At 75.4% G+C, this 15,837-nt stretch carries 15 protein-coding genes; 6 read left to right on the top strand and 9 right to left on the bottom strand.

Features of this window, described 5'->3' with window-relative positions; all coding sequences use genetic code 11:
• Positions 1-1,199 (bottom strand): acyl-CoA dehydrogenase family protein (locus B7P34_RS13595; RefSeq protein ID WP_106676234.1); only part of this gene is annotated, 1,199 nt, incomplete at its 3' end.
• Positions 1,199-2,122 carry an enoyl-CoA hydratase gene (locus B7P34_RS13590; RefSeq protein WP_106676232.1) on the bottom strand — a complete coding sequence of 308 codons (924 nt, stop codon included), beginning with the start codon at positions 2,120-2,122 and terminating at the stop codon, positions 1,199-1,201. The genes B7P34_RS13595 and B7P34_RS13590, both read right to left, overlap by 1 nt.
• A 45-nt stretch (positions 2,123-2,167) precedes the next feature.
• Here B7P34_RS13590 and B7P34_RS13585 point away from each other — a divergent pair, with 45 nt between their 5' ends.
• The 3 genes from B7P34_RS13585 to B7P34_RS13575 are packed head-to-tail and all read left to right on the top strand — an operon-like array spanning position 2,168 to position 4,798.
• Positions 2,168-2,983, top strand: coding sequence for an SDR family oxidoreductase (locus B7P34_RS13585; protein ID WP_106676230.1), 816 nt, complete (start codon positions 2,168-2,170; stop codon positions 2,981-2,983).
• 14 nt (positions 2,984-2,997) lie between these two features.
• On the top strand, positions 2,998-3,612 hold the full coding sequence (locus tag B7P34_RS13580) for a TetR/AcrR family transcriptional regulator (protein WP_106676228.1): 615 nt from the start codon (positions 2,998-3,000) through the stop codon (positions 3,610-3,612).
• 28 nt (positions 3,613-3,640) lie between these two features.
• The gene (locus B7P34_RS13575) at positions 3,641-4,798 is read left to right on the top strand and encodes an acetyl-CoA C-acetyltransferase (protein ID WP_106676226.1); all 1,158 of its coding nucleotides are present in this window, start codon (positions 3,641-3,643) and stop codon (positions 4,796-4,798) included.
• Between the two features lie 43 nt (positions 4,799-4,841).
• Here the strand turns inward: B7P34_RS13575 and B7P34_RS13570 are convergent, their stop codons facing one another.
• The 4 genes from B7P34_RS13570 to B7P34_RS13555 form a co-directional block, all read right to left on the bottom strand.
• Positions 4,842-5,903, bottom strand: coding sequence for an NAD(P)H-dependent flavin oxidoreductase (locus B7P34_RS13570; protein WP_106676224.1), 1,062 nt, complete (start codon positions 5,901-5,903; stop codon positions 4,842-4,844).
• The gene (locus tag B7P34_RS13565) at positions 5,900-6,661 is read right to left on the bottom strand and encodes a CoA-transferase subunit beta (protein ID WP_106676222.1); all 762 of its coding nucleotides are present in this window, start codon (positions 6,659-6,661) and stop codon (positions 5,900-5,902) included. Before B7P34_RS13565 ends, B7P34_RS13570 begins: the two co-directional genes overlap by 4 nt.
• On the bottom strand, positions 6,658-7,506 hold the full coding sequence (locus B7P34_RS13560; protein WP_106676247.1) for a CoA transferase subunit A: 849 nt from the start codon (positions 7,504-7,506) through the stop codon (positions 6,658-6,660). Before B7P34_RS13560 ends, B7P34_RS13565 begins: the two co-directional genes overlap by 4 nt.
• Positions 7,507-7,592: 86 nt before the next feature.
• On the bottom strand, positions 7,593-8,378 hold the full coding sequence (locus tag B7P34_RS13555) for an enoyl-CoA hydratase family protein (protein WP_106676221.1): 786 nt from the start codon (positions 8,376-8,378) through the stop codon (positions 7,593-7,595).
• A 91-nt stretch (positions 8,379-8,469) separates the two neighbouring features.
• Here B7P34_RS13555 and B7P34_RS13550 point away from each other — a divergent pair, with 91 nt between their 5' ends.
• Together B7P34_RS13550 and B7P34_RS13545 are read left to right on the top strand one after the other, a co-directional pair.
• Positions 8,470-9,264, top strand: coding sequence for an SDR family oxidoreductase (locus B7P34_RS13550; RefSeq protein WP_106676219.1), 795 nt, complete (start codon positions 8,470-8,472; stop codon positions 9,262-9,264).
• On the top strand, positions 9,261-10,148 hold the full coding sequence (locus B7P34_RS13545; protein ID WP_106676217.1) for an SDR family oxidoreductase: 888 nt from the start codon (positions 9,261-9,263) through the stop codon (positions 10,146-10,148). The genes B7P34_RS13550 and B7P34_RS13545 overlap by 4 nt, the downstream gene beginning before the upstream one ends.
• A 293-nt stretch (positions 10,149-10,441) precedes the next feature.
• Here B7P34_RS13545 and B7P34_RS13540 read toward each other — a convergent pair whose 3' ends face one another.
• From B7P34_RS13540 to B7P34_RS13530, 3 genes are read right to left on the bottom strand one after another with little or no spacing between them, the layout of a single operon-like run.
• Positions 10,442-11,317: an ABC transporter permease gene (locus B7P34_RS13540; protein ID WP_223267820.1), complete on the bottom strand. Its 876-nt coding sequence runs from the start codon at positions 11,315-11,317 to the stop codon at positions 10,442-10,444.
• Positions 11,314-14,040 carry an alpha/beta fold hydrolase gene (locus B7P34_RS13535; RefSeq protein ID WP_106676213.1) on the bottom strand — a complete coding sequence of 909 codons (2,727 nt, stop codon included), beginning with the start codon at positions 14,038-14,040 and terminating at the stop codon, positions 11,314-11,316. Before B7P34_RS13535 ends, B7P34_RS13540 begins: the two co-directional genes overlap by 4 nt.
• Positions 14,041-14,100: 60 nt before the next feature.
• Positions 14,101-14,676 (bottom strand): DUF1697 domain-containing protein, encoded by a 576-nt coding sequence (locus tag B7P34_RS13530; RefSeq protein WP_106676212.1) that lies wholly within the window; start codon positions 14,674-14,676, stop codon positions 14,101-14,103.
• Positions 14,677-14,724: 48 nt separating this feature from the next.
• Between B7P34_RS13530 and B7P34_RS13525 the strand changes: the two genes are divergently transcribed.
• A complete protein-coding gene (locus B7P34_RS13525; RefSeq protein WP_106676210.1) occupies positions 14,725-15,801 on the top strand; it encodes an alpha/beta hydrolase in 1,077 nt (358 codons plus the stop codon).
• The last annotated feature ends 36 nt before the right edge of the window (positions 15,802-15,837 follow it).

Here is a 15,837-nt window from a genome sequence, read left to right as displayed (position 1 = left end):
GGCGGCGCGCCGTCCCCGCCCGGCGGCCCGGTCGCCGTCCGCCGTCCCCTCGGCAGGCCCAGCAGTCGTTCCGCCACGATGTCCCGCTGGATCTCGTTCGTGCCCGCGTAGACCGGGCCCGCCAGGGCGAAGACCCAGCCCTCCGCCCAGGCCCCGTGCGCCGGGGCGTCGGCCGCGGCGGCGGCCAGCTCGCCGTACGGGCCGAGCAGGTCGAGCGCCGTCTCGTGCAGCGCCAGGTCGAGCTCCGACCAGAAGAGCTTCGTCAGGCTCGGCTCCGCGCCGCGCGGGCCGCCCGCCGCGCTCGCGCACCCGTACCCGTACAGCTGGTAGGCGCGCGCCCGGACCACCGCGTCCGCCACCCGGTCGCGCAGCTCCGTGTCCCCGGGGTCGGCCGCCGCTCGCCACAGGGCGACGAGCCGGCGCGCGGCGGCCACGTAGCGGCCCGGGCTGCGCAGGGTGAGGCCGCGCTCGCTGCCCGCGGTGCTCATCGCGACGCGCCAGCCGTCGCCGGGCGCGCCCACCACGTCCCGGTCGGGCACGAACACCTCGTCCAGGAAGATCTCCGCGAACGCGGGCCTGCCGTCGAGGCGGGCGACCGGACGCACCGTCACCCCCTCGGCGTCCAGCCCGAACATCGCGTACGTCAGGCCCTCGTGGGGCCGGCCCGTGGCGGCATGGCTGCGGAAGAGCCCGAAGGCCCGGTCGGCGAACGCGGCCCGCGAGGACCACGCCTTCTGCCCGCTCAAGCGCCACCCGCCGGCCGCCGGCACGGCCACCGACCGCAAGGACGCGAGGTCCGAGCCGGCCCCGGGCTCGGACCACGCCTGCGCCCACACCGTTTCCCCGCCGGCCATCGGGGGGAGGATCCGGGCGCGCTGCTCCTCCGTGCCGTGCTCGAAGAGCGTCGGGGCGAGCAGGCCGATGCCGTTCTGCGAGACCCGGGCGGGCGCACCGGCCGCCCAGTACTCCTCCTCGAAGACGAGCCACTCCAGGAACGACCGGCCACGGCCCCCGTACTCGGGCGGCCAGGAGACGGCCGACCAGCGGCCGGCGTGCAACGTCCGCTCCCACGCGCGGTGTTCGGCGAAGCCCTCCGGGGTCTCCAGGGAAGGCAACGGCCCGCGCGGCACGTGCGCGGCGAGCCACGCGCGGGCCTCCGCGCGGAAGGCCTCCTCCTCGGGGGTGAGGTCCAGGTCCATCAGGCGCCGCCCGCTTCCGTCCCCGCCTTCATCGCGCGGATGTCCATGCCGCCGAGGGGGTCGGCGGCGGTCTCGGCGTTGTGCGCGTGCGCGAGGTGGTGCAGGGCGAACGCCGCGTCGAGGCCGCCGTGCAGGCCCTGGAGGTCCTCGGCCTGGTTGACCGCGCGCTTGGCGAGGGCGAGGCCCATGCGCGGCATCCCGGCGACCCGCTCGGCGAGTTCGCGGGTGCGCGCGGCCAGGTGCTCGCGCGGCACGACGCGGTTGACCATGCCGAGCTCGTGGGCGCGCCGCGCGGTCATCCGGTCGCCCGTGAAGAGGAGTTCCTTCGCGACGCGCGGCGGCAGCACCCACGGGTGCGCGAAGTACTCCACGCCCGGGATGCCCATCCGCACCACCGGATCCGCGAAGAAGGCGTCCTCGCTCGCGACGATCAGGTCGCAGACCCAGGCCAGCATCAGCCCGCCCGCCACGCACGCGCCCTGCACCGCGGCGATCACCGGCTTGGGCAGCTCGCGCCAGCGGCGGCACATGCCCAGGTAGACCTCGGACTCGCGCGCGAACCGGCTCTCCGCGCCCGCCTTGCCGCAGTGGTCCCACCACAGGCCCGCCCGGCGGTCGAACGGCACGTGGGCGTCGCGCCCGGGCGTGCCGATGTCGTGGCCGGACGAGAAGTGCGCGCCCGCGCCCGCGAGGACGATCACCTTGACGGCGTCGTCCGCCGACGCCTCGTAGAAGGCCCGGTCCAGGGCGTACGTCATCGCGGAATTCTGGGCGTTGCGGTACGCGGGCCGGTTCATGGTGACCGTCGCGACGGGGCCGCTGCGTTCGTAGCGCACCACGGGGCCGTCGGCCGTCGCGGGGCCGTCGCTCGTCGCAGGGTCGCTCGTCGCAGGGTCAGTGGCCCTCACAGGGTCAGTGGTCATCAACCATCCTTCCCTAACAAGTGTTTGGTAGGTTAACGTACGGTCATGAGCAGCGTCGAGAAGTCCACCGCTGTCCGGCCCGGCCCGCCGCCCTGTCCTCCCGCTCACGACCTGCTGTCCGGCCGCACCGCCGTCATCACCGCCGCGGCCGGCGCCGGGATAGGCGCAGCGACGGCCCGCCGGTTCCTGGAGGAAGGCGCCCGCGTCGTGCTCGGCGACCGGCACGCCCGCAGGCTGCGCGCCGCCGTGGCCGGGCTGAGCGAGGAGTTCGGCGGCCGCCGGGTCGCCGGCCTGCCCTGCGACGTCACCGACGAGGAGCAGGTCGCGGCCCTGTTCGAGCTGGCCGAGGAGCGGCACGGCGCCCTCGACGTCGTCGTCAACAACGCGGGCCTCGGCGGCACAGCGGAGCTCACCGCTATGACCGACGACCAGTGGGACGCCGTCGTCGGCACGACCCTCGGCGGCACATTCCGCTGCACCCGCGCCGCCCTGCGCCGGATGCGCGCCCGCGGCACCGGCGGCGTCGTCGTCAACAACGCCTCCGTCGCCGGCTGGCGCGCCCAGCACGGGCAGGCCCACTACGCCGCGGCCAAGGCCGGCGTCATGGCGCTCACGCGCTGCGCGGCGGTGGAGGCCGCGGCCTACGGCGTGCGCGTCAACGCCGTCGCGCCGAGCCTCGCCCTCCACCCCCACCTGTCCAAGGTCACCACCCCGGAGCTGCTGGAGGAGCTGGTGCGGCGCGAGGCGTTCGGGCGGGCCGCCGAGCCCTGGGAGGTCGCCAACGTCATCGTCTTCCTGGCCAGCGGCTACTCCTCGTACATGACCGGCGAGACGGTCTCCGTCAGCAGCCAGCGCGCGTGACCGAGAATGGACCCGTGCCGAACAGCAAGAAGACCGCCGCCGAGCGGCCCGCGCCCGAGCGGCGCGGCGAACTCCTCGCGACCGCCGCCGAGGTGTTCGCCGCCCACGGCTACAACGCCACCACCGTGCGGCGCATCGCCGACGAGGCCGGGATCCTGGCCGGGAGCCTCTACTACCACTTCGACTCCAAGGAGTCGATGCTGGACGAGATCCTGTCGGCCTTCCTCGACGAGCTGTGGGACGGCTACGACGCGGTGCTCGCCGCCCGCCTCGGCCCCCGGGAGACCCTGGAGGCCCTCGTCACCGAGTCCTTCCGGGAGATCGACCGGCACCGCCCCGCCGTCGCCATCTACCAGCGCGAGTCCCGCCACCTCGCCCTGCAGCCGCGCTTCGCCTACCTCGCCGACTCGCAGCGCAGGTTCGAGCAGGCCTGGCTCGGCACCCTGCGCCGCGGCGCGGCGGCCGGCGTCTTCCGTGCCGACCTCGACGTCCGGCTCGCCTACCGCTTCGTGCGCGACACCGTGTGGGTCGCCGCGTCCTGGTACCGGCCGGGCGGCGCGCACAGCCCCGAGGAGATCGCCCGTCAGTACTTGTCGATGGTGCTGGAGGGCATCGCCGTACGCGAATGACCCCAGGGACACCGAGGAGCGATCAGCCATGGCCGAGGCGTACATCGTCGGAGCGGTCCGCACCCCCGCCGGCCGGCGCGGCGGCGGCCTCTCCGCCGCCCACCCCGCCGACCTCGGCGCGCACGTCCTGCGCGCCCTGATGGAGCGCACGGGCGTGGACCCGGCCGCCGTCGAGGACGTGATCCTCGGCTGCGTCGACACCGTCGGCCCCCAGGCCGGGGACATCGCCCGCACGAGCTGGCTGGCCGCCGGCCTGCCCGAGGAGGTCCCCGGCGTCACCGTCGACCGGCAGTGCGGCTCCGGCCAGCAGGCCGTCCACTTCGCCGCCCAGGCCGTCCTCTCCGGCACCCAGGACCTCGTCGTCGCCGGCGGCGTCCAGAACATGTCGCAGATCCCCATCGCCTACGCCGTCCACCGGGCGGCCGTCCCGCTCGGCCTCACCCGGGGCCCGTTCGCCGGCTCGGAGGGCTGGCGGGCGCGCTACGGCGACCGGCCCGTCAGCCAGTTCCACGGCGCCGAGCTCATCGCCCGCCAGTGGGACATCGGCCGGCCGGCCATGGAGGAGTACGCGCTGCTCTCGCACCGGCGGGCCGTGCGCGCCGCCGACGAGGGCCGTTTCGACCGCGAACTCGCCCCGTACGGCGGGCTGTCCGCCGACGAAGGCCCCCGCAGGGACACCTCACTGGAGAAGATGGCCGCGCTGAAGCCGGTCGTGGAAGGCGGCCGCCTCACCGCCGCCCTCTCCTCGCAGATCTCCGACGGAGCGGCCGCCCTGCTGCTCGCGAGCGAGCGCGCCGTGCGCGACCACGGGCTGACCCCGCGCGCCCGCGTCCACCACCTGTCCGTACGCGGCGAGGACCCCCTGCGGATGCTGACCGCGCCCATCCCGGCCACCGCCCACGCCCTGAAGAGAGCCGGGCTGACCATCGCGGACATCGACCTCGTCGAGATCAACGAGGCGTTCGCGTCCGTCGTCCTGGCCTGGCTCCGCGAGACCGGCGCCGACCCGCAGAAGGTCAACGTCAACGGCGGCGCCATCGCGCTGGGCCACCCGCTGGGAGCGACGGGCGCGAAGCTGCTGACGACGCTGCTCCACGAACTGGAGCGCACGGGCGGCCGCTACGGCCTGCAGACGATGTGCGAGGGCGGAGGCCAGGCGAACGTGACGGTCATCGAGCGGCTCTGAGCCGTACGGCCGCCCCGGCCGCCGCTCCCGGGAGCTGTGCGGCTCAGCCGGCGGCGCCGTGTCCTCCGAGCGCCGCCAGCACCTCCTCCGCCTCCGCCATCACGCGCCCCACCAGCTCCGCGCACGTCGGCAGGTCGTCGATCGCCCCGGCGACCTGCCCCGCGGCCATCACCCCCAGATCCGTACGCCCGTCCACCATCGCGGCCTTCAGCAGCACGGGCGTGCTCGCCGCCAGCAACACCTGACTCCAGGTCAGCTCGCGGCCGCGCCGCATCGCAAGGCCGTCCCGCACCAGCGCCGGCCAGCCCATCCCCGACAGCGCCCGGAACGACGCCGCGTGCCGCAGCGCGCGGGCGAGCCCGCCCAGCCGCCCCGAGCGCTCCAGGCCCGCGACGAAGGGCGTGCGCAGCATCCGGTGGGGGAGGCCGTCGACCTTCGTCGTGACCACGACGTCCCGCACCGTCGCCGCGAGGTAGGCCGCCTTGACCGCCTCCGGCACCGTGCTGTCGGCGGTCAGCAGGAAGCGCGTGCCCATGGCGACCCCCGCGGCGCCCAGCGCCAGGGCCGCCACCAGGCCGCGCCCGTCGCGGAAGCCGCCCGCCGCGACGACCGGGATGCCCACCGCGTCCACCACCTGCGGCAGCAGGACGGTCGTCGCGACCTCCCCGGTGTGGCCGCCGCCCTCACCGCCCTGCACCACGACCGCGTCCGCGCCCCACGCCGCGACCTTCTCGGCGTGGCGCCGCGCGCCCACGGACGGGACGACGAGCACCCCGGCGTCCTTGAGGCGGGCGATCAGCTCCCGCGACGGGGCCAGCGCGAACGACGCGACCCGCACCCCCTCCTCGATCAGGATGTCCACGCGCTCCCGGGCGTCGCCCGCGTCCGCCCGCAGATTGACCCCGAAGGGCTGCCCGGCGGTACGGGACCGCACCTTTCTGATCGCGGCCCTGAGCGCGTCCGGCGTCATGGTCGCCGAGCCGAGGACGCCGAGCGCGCCCGCGTTCGCCACGGCCGACACCAGCCGCGGGCCCGCGACCCAGCCCATGCCCGTCTGGACGAGCGGGTGCCGGACGCCCACCAGATCGGTCAGGGCCGTCCTCATCCCCGTACCTCCCGCGCGCGCAGCCCGTCCGGGTCGATGACCTCCCGGATCAGCCGCAGCTCCTCGGCGGAGGGGAGGCGGGTGCGCGGCACGTCGCGGGGGACCTCCAGGGGGAAGCCCGTGGCCGCCCGCAGCTCGGCGGCCGTCACGCCGGGGTGCAGGGAGCGGACCCGCATCGTGCGGCCGGGCGTCTCGAAGTCGAGCACCGCCAGGTCCGTGACCACCCGCGGGATGCGGTGGAAGCGCGTCGCCGACGGCCCCGCGGCGGCCGCCCGGTCGTAGCCGACGCCGCTCACCATGTCGACCTTCTCGACGAGCACGCGCGGCGAGTGCCGGGGGATCCAGTAACTCGTGGGGTTGTTGAGGGTGTTGGCCGGGGCCCCGCGGACGCCCAGGAGCTGCCGGGCGGGCCGCCGCCAGTCGCCGATGCAGGAGATGTTCTGGTTGCCGTGCCGGTCGAGCTGGGCCGCCCCCATCATCACGTGCCGCCGCCCGCCCGCGACCAGCGCCAGATGCCGGCGGTAGGGCAGCCACCCCTCGACGGCCCGGGCCTTCGCGCCCAGCGCGGGCACGTCCGCGACCAGCAGCGCCTCCCCATCCGTGAGCAGCAGGTCCGGCGCGAAGGTGAGCCGCGCGAGCCGCGCCCCGATCGCCGGGACCACCCCCATGGGGGCGGCCAGCACCTCCCCGTTCCCGCGCCACGCCTCCGCGCACGCCACGACGCACACCTCGGCCCGCCCCGCCGGCGCGGCGCTCATGCCGCGCCCTCGGCGAAGTCGGCGACCGCGGCGCGGTAGGCCTCCTCGTCGCCGGACAGGAAGCGGGCGGCGAACTCCCGCCAGGCCGCCGGGTCGGCCGCGGCCGCCGCGTACGCCGCCTGGAACGCCTCGTCCCGGTCGTAGTCCGGGACGCAGGAGGTGAAGTGAGCCCCGCCCGGCGCCTCGACGACGCCGGTGACGCAGTGCCGCTGCACGAGGAGTGTCTGCGGGCCGGCCCGCCGGGTGAACTCGGCGCTGTCGACTATGCGTTCGCAGGAGACGTACGCCTCACGCGCCGCCTCGCAGAACAGGTCGTCGAAGTACGGGTCCGGGCCCAGGTACTGGGCGTTGCCGCGCGCGTCCGCCCGGTTGAGGTGCACCAGGGCCGCGTCCAGCGTGAGCGCCGGCACGGCGACGAGCTCCTCACCGTCCCCGTAAGGGGACGTCACGGTGCGGAGCCACGGGTTGACGGTCATGACGTCCGAGCCGAGGCCGGCGCGGACGGGCAGGAACGGCAGGCGGTGCGCGGCGGCCGTCAGGCCCCACATGAACATCGCCTCGTCGAGCTCGACCAGTTCGACCTCCCCGCGCTGGCGGGCGGCGCGGAAGTGCGGTTCGAGCGGGATCGAGTCGAGCGTCGCGAAGGCGGCGACCAGCTTGCGGACCCGCCCGGCGGCCACCAGCAGGCCGACGTCCGGGCCGCCGTAGGAGACCACGGTGAGGTCGCGGACGTCCGAGCGCAGCAGGGCCCGGACGAGGGCCATGGGCTTGCGCCGGGAACCCCAGCCGCCGATGCCGACGGTCATGCCGCTCGCCAGGCGGGCGACGGCTTCGTCGGCGGTCATGGTCTTGTCCGCCCGCTGCGTCCCGCCCGCCTTCGTCCCGTCCACGGACGTCGTCCTGTCCGCGGGCGTCGTCGTGTCGCCGCCGGTCACGGGGCCTCCCTCTCGCTCGCCCTCTCCTGCCGCTTCTCCTGCTCCGGCCGCCCGAACGCCTCGCGCAGGCGGTTCCCCACGCCGCACAGGCCCGCCTCGAAGGTGAAGCCCTGCTCGTAGCGGTAGCTGCGGCGCACGTCGACCGGGTCGATGCCGTTGAGCGCGGCCTTCGCCAGGCGCAGCAGCACGCCGTCCTTCGCGGCGATCTCCCGCGCCAGCTCCAGGGCGGCCGCGCGCAGCCCGGCGCGCGGCACGACGCGCCACACGGAACCGTGCCCGTGCAGCTCCTGCGCGGTGACCGTGCGCGACGTGAAGTAGAGCGTGCGCATGAGGTGCTGGGGGACGAGCCGGGCCAGGTGCGTCGCGGCGCCGAGCGCGCCGCGGTCCAGCTCGGGCAGGCCGAACACGGCGTCCTCCGAGGCGACGACGGCGTCCGCGTTGCCCGCCAGGCCGACCCCGCCGCCCAGGCAGAAGCCGTGCACGGCGGCGATCACCGGCACCGGACAGTCGTAGACCGCCGAAAAGGCCGCCGCGCAGCCGTGGTTGGCGCCGATCAGCGCCTCGTGGCCGGGGGAGCGCCGGATCTCCTTGACGTCCACGCCGGCGTTGAAGCCGCGGCCCGCGGCCTCCAGCACGACGCAGCGGACCGCGGGGTCGGCGCCCGCCGCGCCGACCGCGGCCGCCAGGTCGTACCAGCCCCGCACGGGCAGGGCGTTGACGGGCGGGAAGTCCACGGTGACGACGGCGACGGCCGGTTCGGGGCGAGAGGTGGAGACACTCATCGGAGGATCCGCTACCTTTCCACCAAACGTTTGTTAGGTAGTGCCGTGGTCCGAAGGTAGCAGCGGACGACCCGCCGCGGGAGGTGGCACCATGCCGGCCGGTACGGGGCACACGGGAGCGCGCACCGTCGTCGTCACCGGCGGCACGCGCGGCGTGGGCGCGGGCATCGCGCGGGCCTTCCTGCGCACCGGCGCGCACGTCGTCGTCTGTGCCCGCCACCCGCCGGACCGGCCCGTCACCGCCGCCGGACGCACCGCCCGCCACCTGTCCGCCGACCTGCGCGACGAGGCCGCCGTCACCGCACTCTTCGACCGCGTGGCGGCGGACTACGGGCGGCTCGACGTCCTCGTGAACAACGCGGGCGGCACGCCCTTCCGGCCGCTCGCGGCGGCCGGCGCGGACCGGCACGCCCGCGTCGTCGCCCTCAACCTCCTCGCACCCCTGACCGCGTCGCTCGCCGCGTACCCCCTGCTGCGCGAACAGCCCGGCGGCGGCTGCATCCTGATGGTCGGCAGCGTCAGCGGCACCCGGCCCTCGCCCGGCACCGCCGCCTACGGAGCGGCCAAGGCCGGGCTGCACAGCCTCGCGCGCACCATGGCCGTCGAATGGGCGCCCGCCGTGCGCGTCAACACGCTCGTCCCCGGCATGGTGCGCACCGAATCCGCCCGCCTCCACTACGGGGACGAGGCCGGGCTCGCCGCCGTCGCCCGCACGGTGCCCGCCGGACGGCTCGCCGAGCCCGACGAGATCGGCGCCGCCGCCGTCTTCCTCGCCTCCGCCGACGCCGCCCACATCACCGGGGCCGAACTGCTCGTCCACGGCGGCGGGGAACGTCCGGCCTTCCTCGCCGCCGCCACCGTCAACCACGAGGAGCCGCCCGCATGACCGGAATCTGCACCGGGCGCGTCGCCGCCGTCACCGGAGCCGGCCGCGGCCTCGGCCGGGCGCACGCGCTCGCCTTCGCCGCGGAAGGCGCACGGGTCGTCGTCAACGAAGCGGAGCCCTCCGCCGGCGAGGCTCGCGGGGTGGTGGAGGAGATCCGCGGCCGGGGCGGCGACGCCGTCCCGCACACCGGCGACATCTCCACGGACGAGGGCGCGGCCTCCCTCGTCGCCGCGGCCCTCGGCACGTACGGGCGGCTCGACACGCTCGTCAACAACGCCGGCATCCTGCGCGACCGGATGCTCGTCAAGCTCGGCGAGGACGACTGGGACGCCGTCGTCGCCGTCCACCTCAAAGGCCACTTCCTGCCGCTGCGGCACGCCGCCGCGCACTGGCGCGCGGAACACAAGGCCGGGCGGACGCCGCGGGCGCGCGTCGTCAACACCACGTCCGGGGCCGGGCTGCTCGGCAGCGTCGGCCAGGCCAACTACGCCGCCGCGAAGGCCGGCGTCGTCGCCCTGACGCTCGTCGCCGCCGCCGAACTGGGCCGCTACGGCGTCCAGGTCAACGCCGTCGCCCCCGCCGCCCGCACCCGGATGACCGAGCGGATCTTCGCGGCGACCATGGCCGCGCCCCCCACCGGCTTCGACGCCATGGCCCCCGGCAACGTCTCCCCGCTCGTCGTCTGGCTCGGCTCGGCCCACTCGGCCGGGGTCACCGGCCAGGTCTTCGCGGCCGAGGCGGGCCGCATCACCGTCATGGAGGGCTGGCACCCGGGCCCGACCACGGACAAGGGCGACCGCTGGACGCCGGGGGAGGCGGGGGAGGCCGTACGGGACTTACTGGCGGGAGCGCGGAAGCCGGGGAGGGTGTACGGGGCGGGGTGACCGGGCTGAGGCAGCTCGGCACCGCCGGGTGCGCAGACGGTGGTTGCCGGCCGCTGCGGCGGGAGAAGGGGCCTTGTTCCTGCGCCTTCCCGAAACCCCTGCGGGGCGCTCGGGGCTCGGCCCACGGGTCCGGGCGCAGCCCGGGAAACGGTGAAAGGGCGGGACCGGGGCCTCTTCCCCCGCCGCGACGGCGCTCGGCCCCCACCGGGGAACCCGGCGGTGCCCGGCCGGCCGTCCGGCAATGACAGAGCCCCCACGGGGACCCCCGCCGTGCCGGACCGACGGACCGTCCGTCAGGACACCACGTCCTTCCCCCGGAAGTGCCGGAACGCCAGAGCGAACAGCACCAGCGCGTACGCCACCGACACCGCCGTCCCCTTCACCATCCCGCCCCACTCCATCCGCGGCTGCAACGCGTCCGCCCACGCGAACTGCCAGTGCGCCGGCAGGAAGTCCCGCCAGTGCCCCAGCGCCGTCACCGCGTCCAGGACGTTCCCGACGATGGTCAGGCCGACCGCGCCGCCCACCGCGCCCAGCGGCGCGTCCGTGACCGTCGACAGCCAGAACGCCAGCCCGGCCGTCACCAGCTGCCCCACGAAGACGAAGGCGACGACGATCGCGAGCCGCCCCACGGCGGTGGTGCCCGGCAGGGAACCGCCCGTGGGGATCTGCAGCGGCCCCCAGCCGTACGCGGCCGTGCCCGCGGCCAGGGCCACCACCGGCAGCAGCACCATCGCCGCCGCGCTGAACGCCAGCGCGACCGTCAGCTTGCTGACGAGGAGCCGCGTCCGCGGCACCGGTGCCGCGAGCAGGTAGCGCAGGGACGACCAGCCGGCCTCGGACGCCACCGTGTCGCCGCAGAACAGCGCGACCGGCACCACCAGCAGGAAGCCTGCCGAGACGAACAGGCACGTCGCCGTGAAGTTCGCCCCGGACGCCGTGGCGGTGTCGATGAGGGTGACCCGCCCGTCGCGCCCGCTCGGCTGCCCGCCGATGGCGAACGCCGCGATGAGCACGAACGGCAGGGCGGCGAGCACCGCCCCCACCACCATCGTCCGGCGCCGCCGCAACTGCCGCACCGCCTCCACGCGCAGCGGCAGCGTGTGCCGCGCCCGGTAGCCGGGAGCGGTCCCGCCGGCCTTCTCCGCCTCGTCCACCGCAGCACTCACGACGGGCCTCCGATCAGGGTCAGGAACGCGTCCTCCAGGCGGCGGTGCGGACCCACGCGCGCCACCGGGACCTCCAGCCGGACCAGCTCGGCCAGCAGCTTCGGCGCGGTCGCGCCGTCGAGCCGCACCAGCAGGCCGTCCTCGGCCCGTACCGCCGAGGCCACCCCCGGCAGCGCGGCCACTTTGTCCGCCGTCACCTCGGAGACCTCGCCCTCGACGCCGACGAGCAGCGTGTCGCCCGAGCCGACGATGTCCCCGACGGGACCGGCGGTCACCAGCCGGCCCCGGTCCATGACGACCAGGTGGGAGCAGGTCTGCTCGACCTCGGAGAGGAGGTGGCTGGAGACGATGACGGTCCGGCCGGCAGCCGCGTAACGGATCATCACCTCGCGCATCTCCCGGATCTGGGGCGGGTCGAGCCCGTTCGTCGGCTCGTCGAGGATCAGCAGGTCCGGCAGCCCCAGCATGGCCTGGGCGATCGCGAGCCGCTGCCGCATGCCCTGCGAGTACGTCCGCACGGCGCGGTCCAGGGCCGGGCCGAGCCCTGCGATCTCCAGCGCCTCGTCGAGGTGCGCGTCCTCGGCCGGCCGGCCCGTGGCCTGCCAGTACAGGTCGAGGTTGGCGCGCCCGGACAGGTGCGGCAGGAAGCCGGCGCCCTCCACGAACGCCCCGACCCGCGACAGCACCGGCGCGCCCGGCCGCACCGCCTGCCCGAAGACGCGGACCTCGCCGTCGTCCGGGCGGATGAGCCCCATGAGCATGCGCAGCGTCGTGGTCTTGCCCGCGCCGTTCGGCCCGAGCAGCCCCAGGACCTGGCCGCGCTCGACCCGGAACGACAGGTCGCGCACCGCGTAGCGGTCGGCGGACTTGGCGTACCGCTTGCTCAGCCCGGTGATCTGCAGCGGCACCCCGGCGAGGGCCGGGTCCGGGGCCGGTGCGGTCACCCGCCGGCGCCCGGTCAGCAACAGGGCGGCCGCGACGACCGCGCCGCCCAGCGGCAGCCCCCACGTCCACCACGGCAGCGCGGATGAGGCCGTCCGCACGTCCGGGGCGGTCGGCACGCTCAGCCCGCCCTCCAGGGAGACGCCGTACGCGGCGGGCGCCGCCGGCGAGGCGTAGCCCAGGTCGGTCGAGGCGAGGACGAGCCGCATCCGGTGCCCGGCCTCGAAGGTGTGGTCGATCGCCGGCAGCCGCAGCTCCACCGTCCGGCCGCCCTTCGCGTCCGTCACCCGTACCGGGGCGACGAGCTGCGCGGGCAGCACCTGCCGCCCGTCGGGGCCGACGTCGTAGACCTTGGCGAACAGCACCGCCTCGCCCGTGTCGGACGTGACGTTCACCTTCACCGCCGGCGAGCCGGTCACGCGGACGCCCTCGTCCAGGCGCGCCGAGTCGAAGCGGGCGTGCTGGCCGGGGAAGTCGAGGGACAGCCCCAGGCCGAGCCCGGACAGCTGCGACGCCGCGCCCCCGACGCCGGGCACGGCGGAGATCGCCGGCGGCGCCGCCCCCGGCGGGTTGGCGAAGGACTGCCGGCGGCCGGTCAGACCGATCGTCCGCGGCTCGTTCCGCAGGCCCGGGTAGCGCTCCCCGCTCGCGCCGCGCAGCTGCGCCTTGCCGTCGGTGGTGTCGATGCCGCCGGTCCTGCTGACCCGGAAGGCGGGCCCGGTGCCCGCGCTCTCGTCGCCCTTGAGGTAGCGGTCGAACCAGGCGCGCGTGCGCAGGGCGGTCCGGTCGGTCTCGCCGAAGCCGGAGTCGTGGCCCCCGGCGATCCAGTCGACGGCGACCGGCGCGCCGTTGCGGCCGATCGCCCCGGCCGCGGCGTCCGCGTGGTCCAGGGGGAAGAGCGAGTCGGTCTGGCCCTGGAAGAACAGCGTCGGCACCTTGATGCGGCCGGCGACCGCGGAGGGGCTGCGCCGCTCCAGCAGCTCACGGGCCTCCGCGTCCGGCTTGCCGGCCACCGCCACCCGCTCGTACATGTCGCACAGCTGCTTCTCGAACCGCCCGCAGCCGAGCGCCGTCCCGGGGGAGGCCTGTGCGGCGGGCGGCACCGCGCCGGCCTTGCCGCCACCCGTGACGGGCCCCGGCGCCGCCGAGCCGGAGGTGAAGAAGATCCCCGACCAGAGCTTCTTGAACACGTCGCCGGGGAAGAGCGCGTCGGCGAGGTTCCAGTACGTGACCTGCGGGGCGATCGCGTCGACGCGCTTGTCGTGACCGGCCGCGAGGAGCGCGATCGCGCCGCCGTACGAGCCGCCCGCGATGCCCACCCGGGGGTCCTTGTCCCCGTCCAGCTCCACCTCGGGGCGCGTGGCCAGCCAGTCGAGCAGCCGGCTCACGTCGGCGACCTCGTGGTCGGGGTCGTTGAGCCCGATCCGCCCCGTGGAGCGGCCAAAGCCGCGCGCGGACCACGTGAGCACCGCGTAGCCGGAGCGCGCCAGCTCCTCGGCCTGCCCGCGCAGGTCGTCCTTGCTGCCGCCGAAGCCGTGCGCGAGGAGGACGGCGGGTCTGCGGCCCGTACCGCCCGCCGTGAAGAACGACGTGTCGACGCGTACGGAACCGCTGCTGCCGGGCGCCTCCGGCATCGTCATGAAGCGGTCCTCGCGGTGCACGGGCGGATCGCCGCCCGCGCCGGAGGCCACGGCCCAGGTGCCGCCGCCGGCGAGCACGACGGCCGCGGCGGCGGTGGCGGCGAGCCGTCGCCCGCGCAGGCGGGGAAAACGCAGCTTCATGCCCGCATGCTAAGCGGAGACCTCATCCGGCTGAGCCGCGGGCGGGCGGTTGCGCCGGAGTCACTCCCCGGCTGCCGCCGGCTCCTCCGTCTGCTGCGTCTCCTGCGCCATGGCGGCCAGCTTGGTGACCGTGTTCCAGTTGCGCCCGGTGCCGGCCGTGCCCAGGCGGCGCTCCGTCAGCACCTTCGTGAGCTTCGCGTCACGGATGCCGTCCGCGTAGTACGCGTAGAGCTCGCGCCCGGCCAGGACGAACTCCTCCGGCGCGTACGCCGCCGCGTCGACGCCCGCCACGGCTTCGGCGTCGGCGGGCCCGGCGAGGAAGGTCACCACGTACCGCGCGGGGTCGACCTCCCGTCCGGCGAACGGATCGGCGTCAACGACACGGCGTATGTCATCCGCGTTCCGCACCATGCACGTCACCGCGAAGCCCAGCTCGCGCTCGATCGCCCGTTCCAGCTCCCGGGCCAGTTCGTCCGGATCCGTCCCGGGATGGGTGAACACGGCGTTGCCGCTGTTGAGATGCGTACGGACCGAGCCGCAACCCATCCCGGAGAGCAGCTCCCGGAGGGTCTGCATGGGAACGCGCTTCTTGCCGCCCACATTGATACCGCGCAGCAGCGCCACATACGTTGTCACACCCTCACCGTAATATGACGCACATCACCGGACGTGAGGGGGCGTCACATGGTGCACAGGACTCACCGGCGAGTGGGACTGACGGTGCTCGCGCTGCTCCTGGCCCTGCTGGGGGTGCAGGTGCCCGCGGGCACGGCCGGGGCCGCGGAGAATCCCGCCCGGGTCGTCCGGGAAGTGCGGATCGGCGATCGCATGCTCGACGTGGCCGTCCGGTCACCCGAGATCGACGGGCTGACGCACACCAAGTGGGTGCGGCTGCTGCTCCCCGCGGGCTGGGACAGGAACGCCCGGCGCACGTGGCCCACCCTGTGGCTGCTGCACGGCGGCGGCGGGAACCACAAGGACTGGACCGGCAACACGCACGTGGAGGAGCTCGCCGCCGGGCGGGACGCGATCGTCGTCATGCCGGAGACCAGCGGCTGCAGCGGCTACAGCGACTGGTGGAACCACGGCGCGGGCGGCGCCCCCGCCTGGGAGACCTACCTGCTCGGCGAGCTCAGGCCGCTCCTGGAGCGGGAGTACCGCGCGGGCACGGACCGGGCGGCCGTCGCGGGCCTGTCCATGGGCGGCCAGGGAGCGCTGAAGTTCGCCGCCGCGCACCCGGGCATGTTCAAGGCGGCCGCCTCCTACAGCGGCGCCGTAGACCCGCTCTACAAGTCGCCCGACGGCGGCTTCAACGGCCCCGACGCCGTCAAGCTGGGCGGCCTCACCTGCCTGACGGACTGGAAGCGCCTGTGGGGCGAGCCCGGCTATCCCTTCGACACCGGCGACCCGGCCGACGTGCGCCAGCGGCATGTCTGGGAGCGCAACAGCCCGCTCCACCAGGCCGCCTCTCTGGCCGGCACGCCCCTCTACGTTTCCTACGGAAACGGCACCAACAGCGGTACGGGCTGGCAGTGGGGCGGCCCGCCGCCCTCCCCGGCCCGCTGCACCGACCCCGCGGCCCACGGCGGCGAAGCGGTCGAACGCGCGATCTTCGGCATGAACCAGGAGTTCCGCGCCCGTCTCGCCCGGCTGGGCGTCCCGGCCACGGTGTGCGCCTCGGAAGGCACGCACACGTGGCCGTACTGGGAGCGGGAGCTCGTCGCCTCCTTCCCGATGCTGATGGGCGCGATCGGAGGCTGAATGCCCGTCGGGCGGATCACGGCGCACGCCGATCTC

The sequence above is a fragment of the Streptosporangium nondiastaticum genome (genome assembly GCF_003011965.1).
Lineage (GTDB): Bacteria > Actinomycetota > Actinomycetes > Streptomycetales > Streptomycetaceae > Streptomyces > Streptomyces nondiastaticus.
This window is presented reverse-complemented; position numbering and strand designations above follow the sequence as displayed.

What these genes read in the sequence shown, in the direction of transcription:
- B7P34_RS13550 (WP_106676219.1), top strand. Translation starts at nt 8,470, where the DNA reads ATGCCGGCCGGTACGGGGCACACGGGAGCGCGCACCGTCGTCGTCACC.
- B7P34_RS13565 (WP_106676222.1), bottom strand. Translation starts at nt 6,661, where the DNA reads ATGAGCGCCGCGCCGGCGGGGCGGGCCGAGGTGTGCGTCGTGGCGTGC.
- B7P34_RS13590 (WP_106676232.1), bottom strand. Translation starts at nt 2,122, where the DNA reads ATGACCACTGACCCTGTGAGGGCCACTGACCCTGCGACGAGCGACCCT.
- B7P34_RS13535 (WP_106676213.1), bottom strand. Translation starts at nt 14,040, where the DNA reads ATGAAGCTGCGTTTTCCCCGCCTGCGCGGGCGACGGCTCGCCGCCACC.
- B7P34_RS13555 (WP_106676221.1), bottom strand. Translation starts at nt 8,378, where the DNA reads ATGAGTGTCTCCACCTCTCGCCCCGAACCGGCCGTCGCCGTCGTCACC.
- B7P34_RS13545 (WP_106676217.1), top strand. Translation starts at nt 9,261, where the DNA reads ATGACCGGAATCTGCACCGGGCGCGTCGCCGCCGTCACCGGAGCCGGC.
- B7P34_RS13585 (WP_106676230.1), top strand. Translation starts at nt 2,168, where the DNA reads ATGAGCAGCGTCGAGAAGTCCACCGCTGTCCGGCCCGGCCCGCCGCCC.
- B7P34_RS13525 (WP_106676210.1), top strand. Translation starts at nt 14,725, where the DNA reads ATGGTGCACAGGACTCACCGGCGAGTGGGACTGACGGTGCTCGCGCTG.
- B7P34_RS13575 (WP_106676226.1), top strand. Translation starts at nt 3,641, where the DNA reads ATGGCCGAGGCGTACATCGTCGGAGCGGTCCGCACCCCCGCCGGCCGG.
- B7P34_RS13570 (WP_106676224.1), bottom strand. Translation starts at nt 5,903, where the DNA reads ATGAGGACGGCCCTGACCGATCTGGTGGGCGTCCGGCACCCGCTCGTC.
- B7P34_RS13560 (WP_106676247.1), bottom strand. Translation starts at nt 7,506, where the DNA reads ATGACCGCCGACGAAGCCGTCGCCCGCCTGGCGAGCGGCATGACCGTC.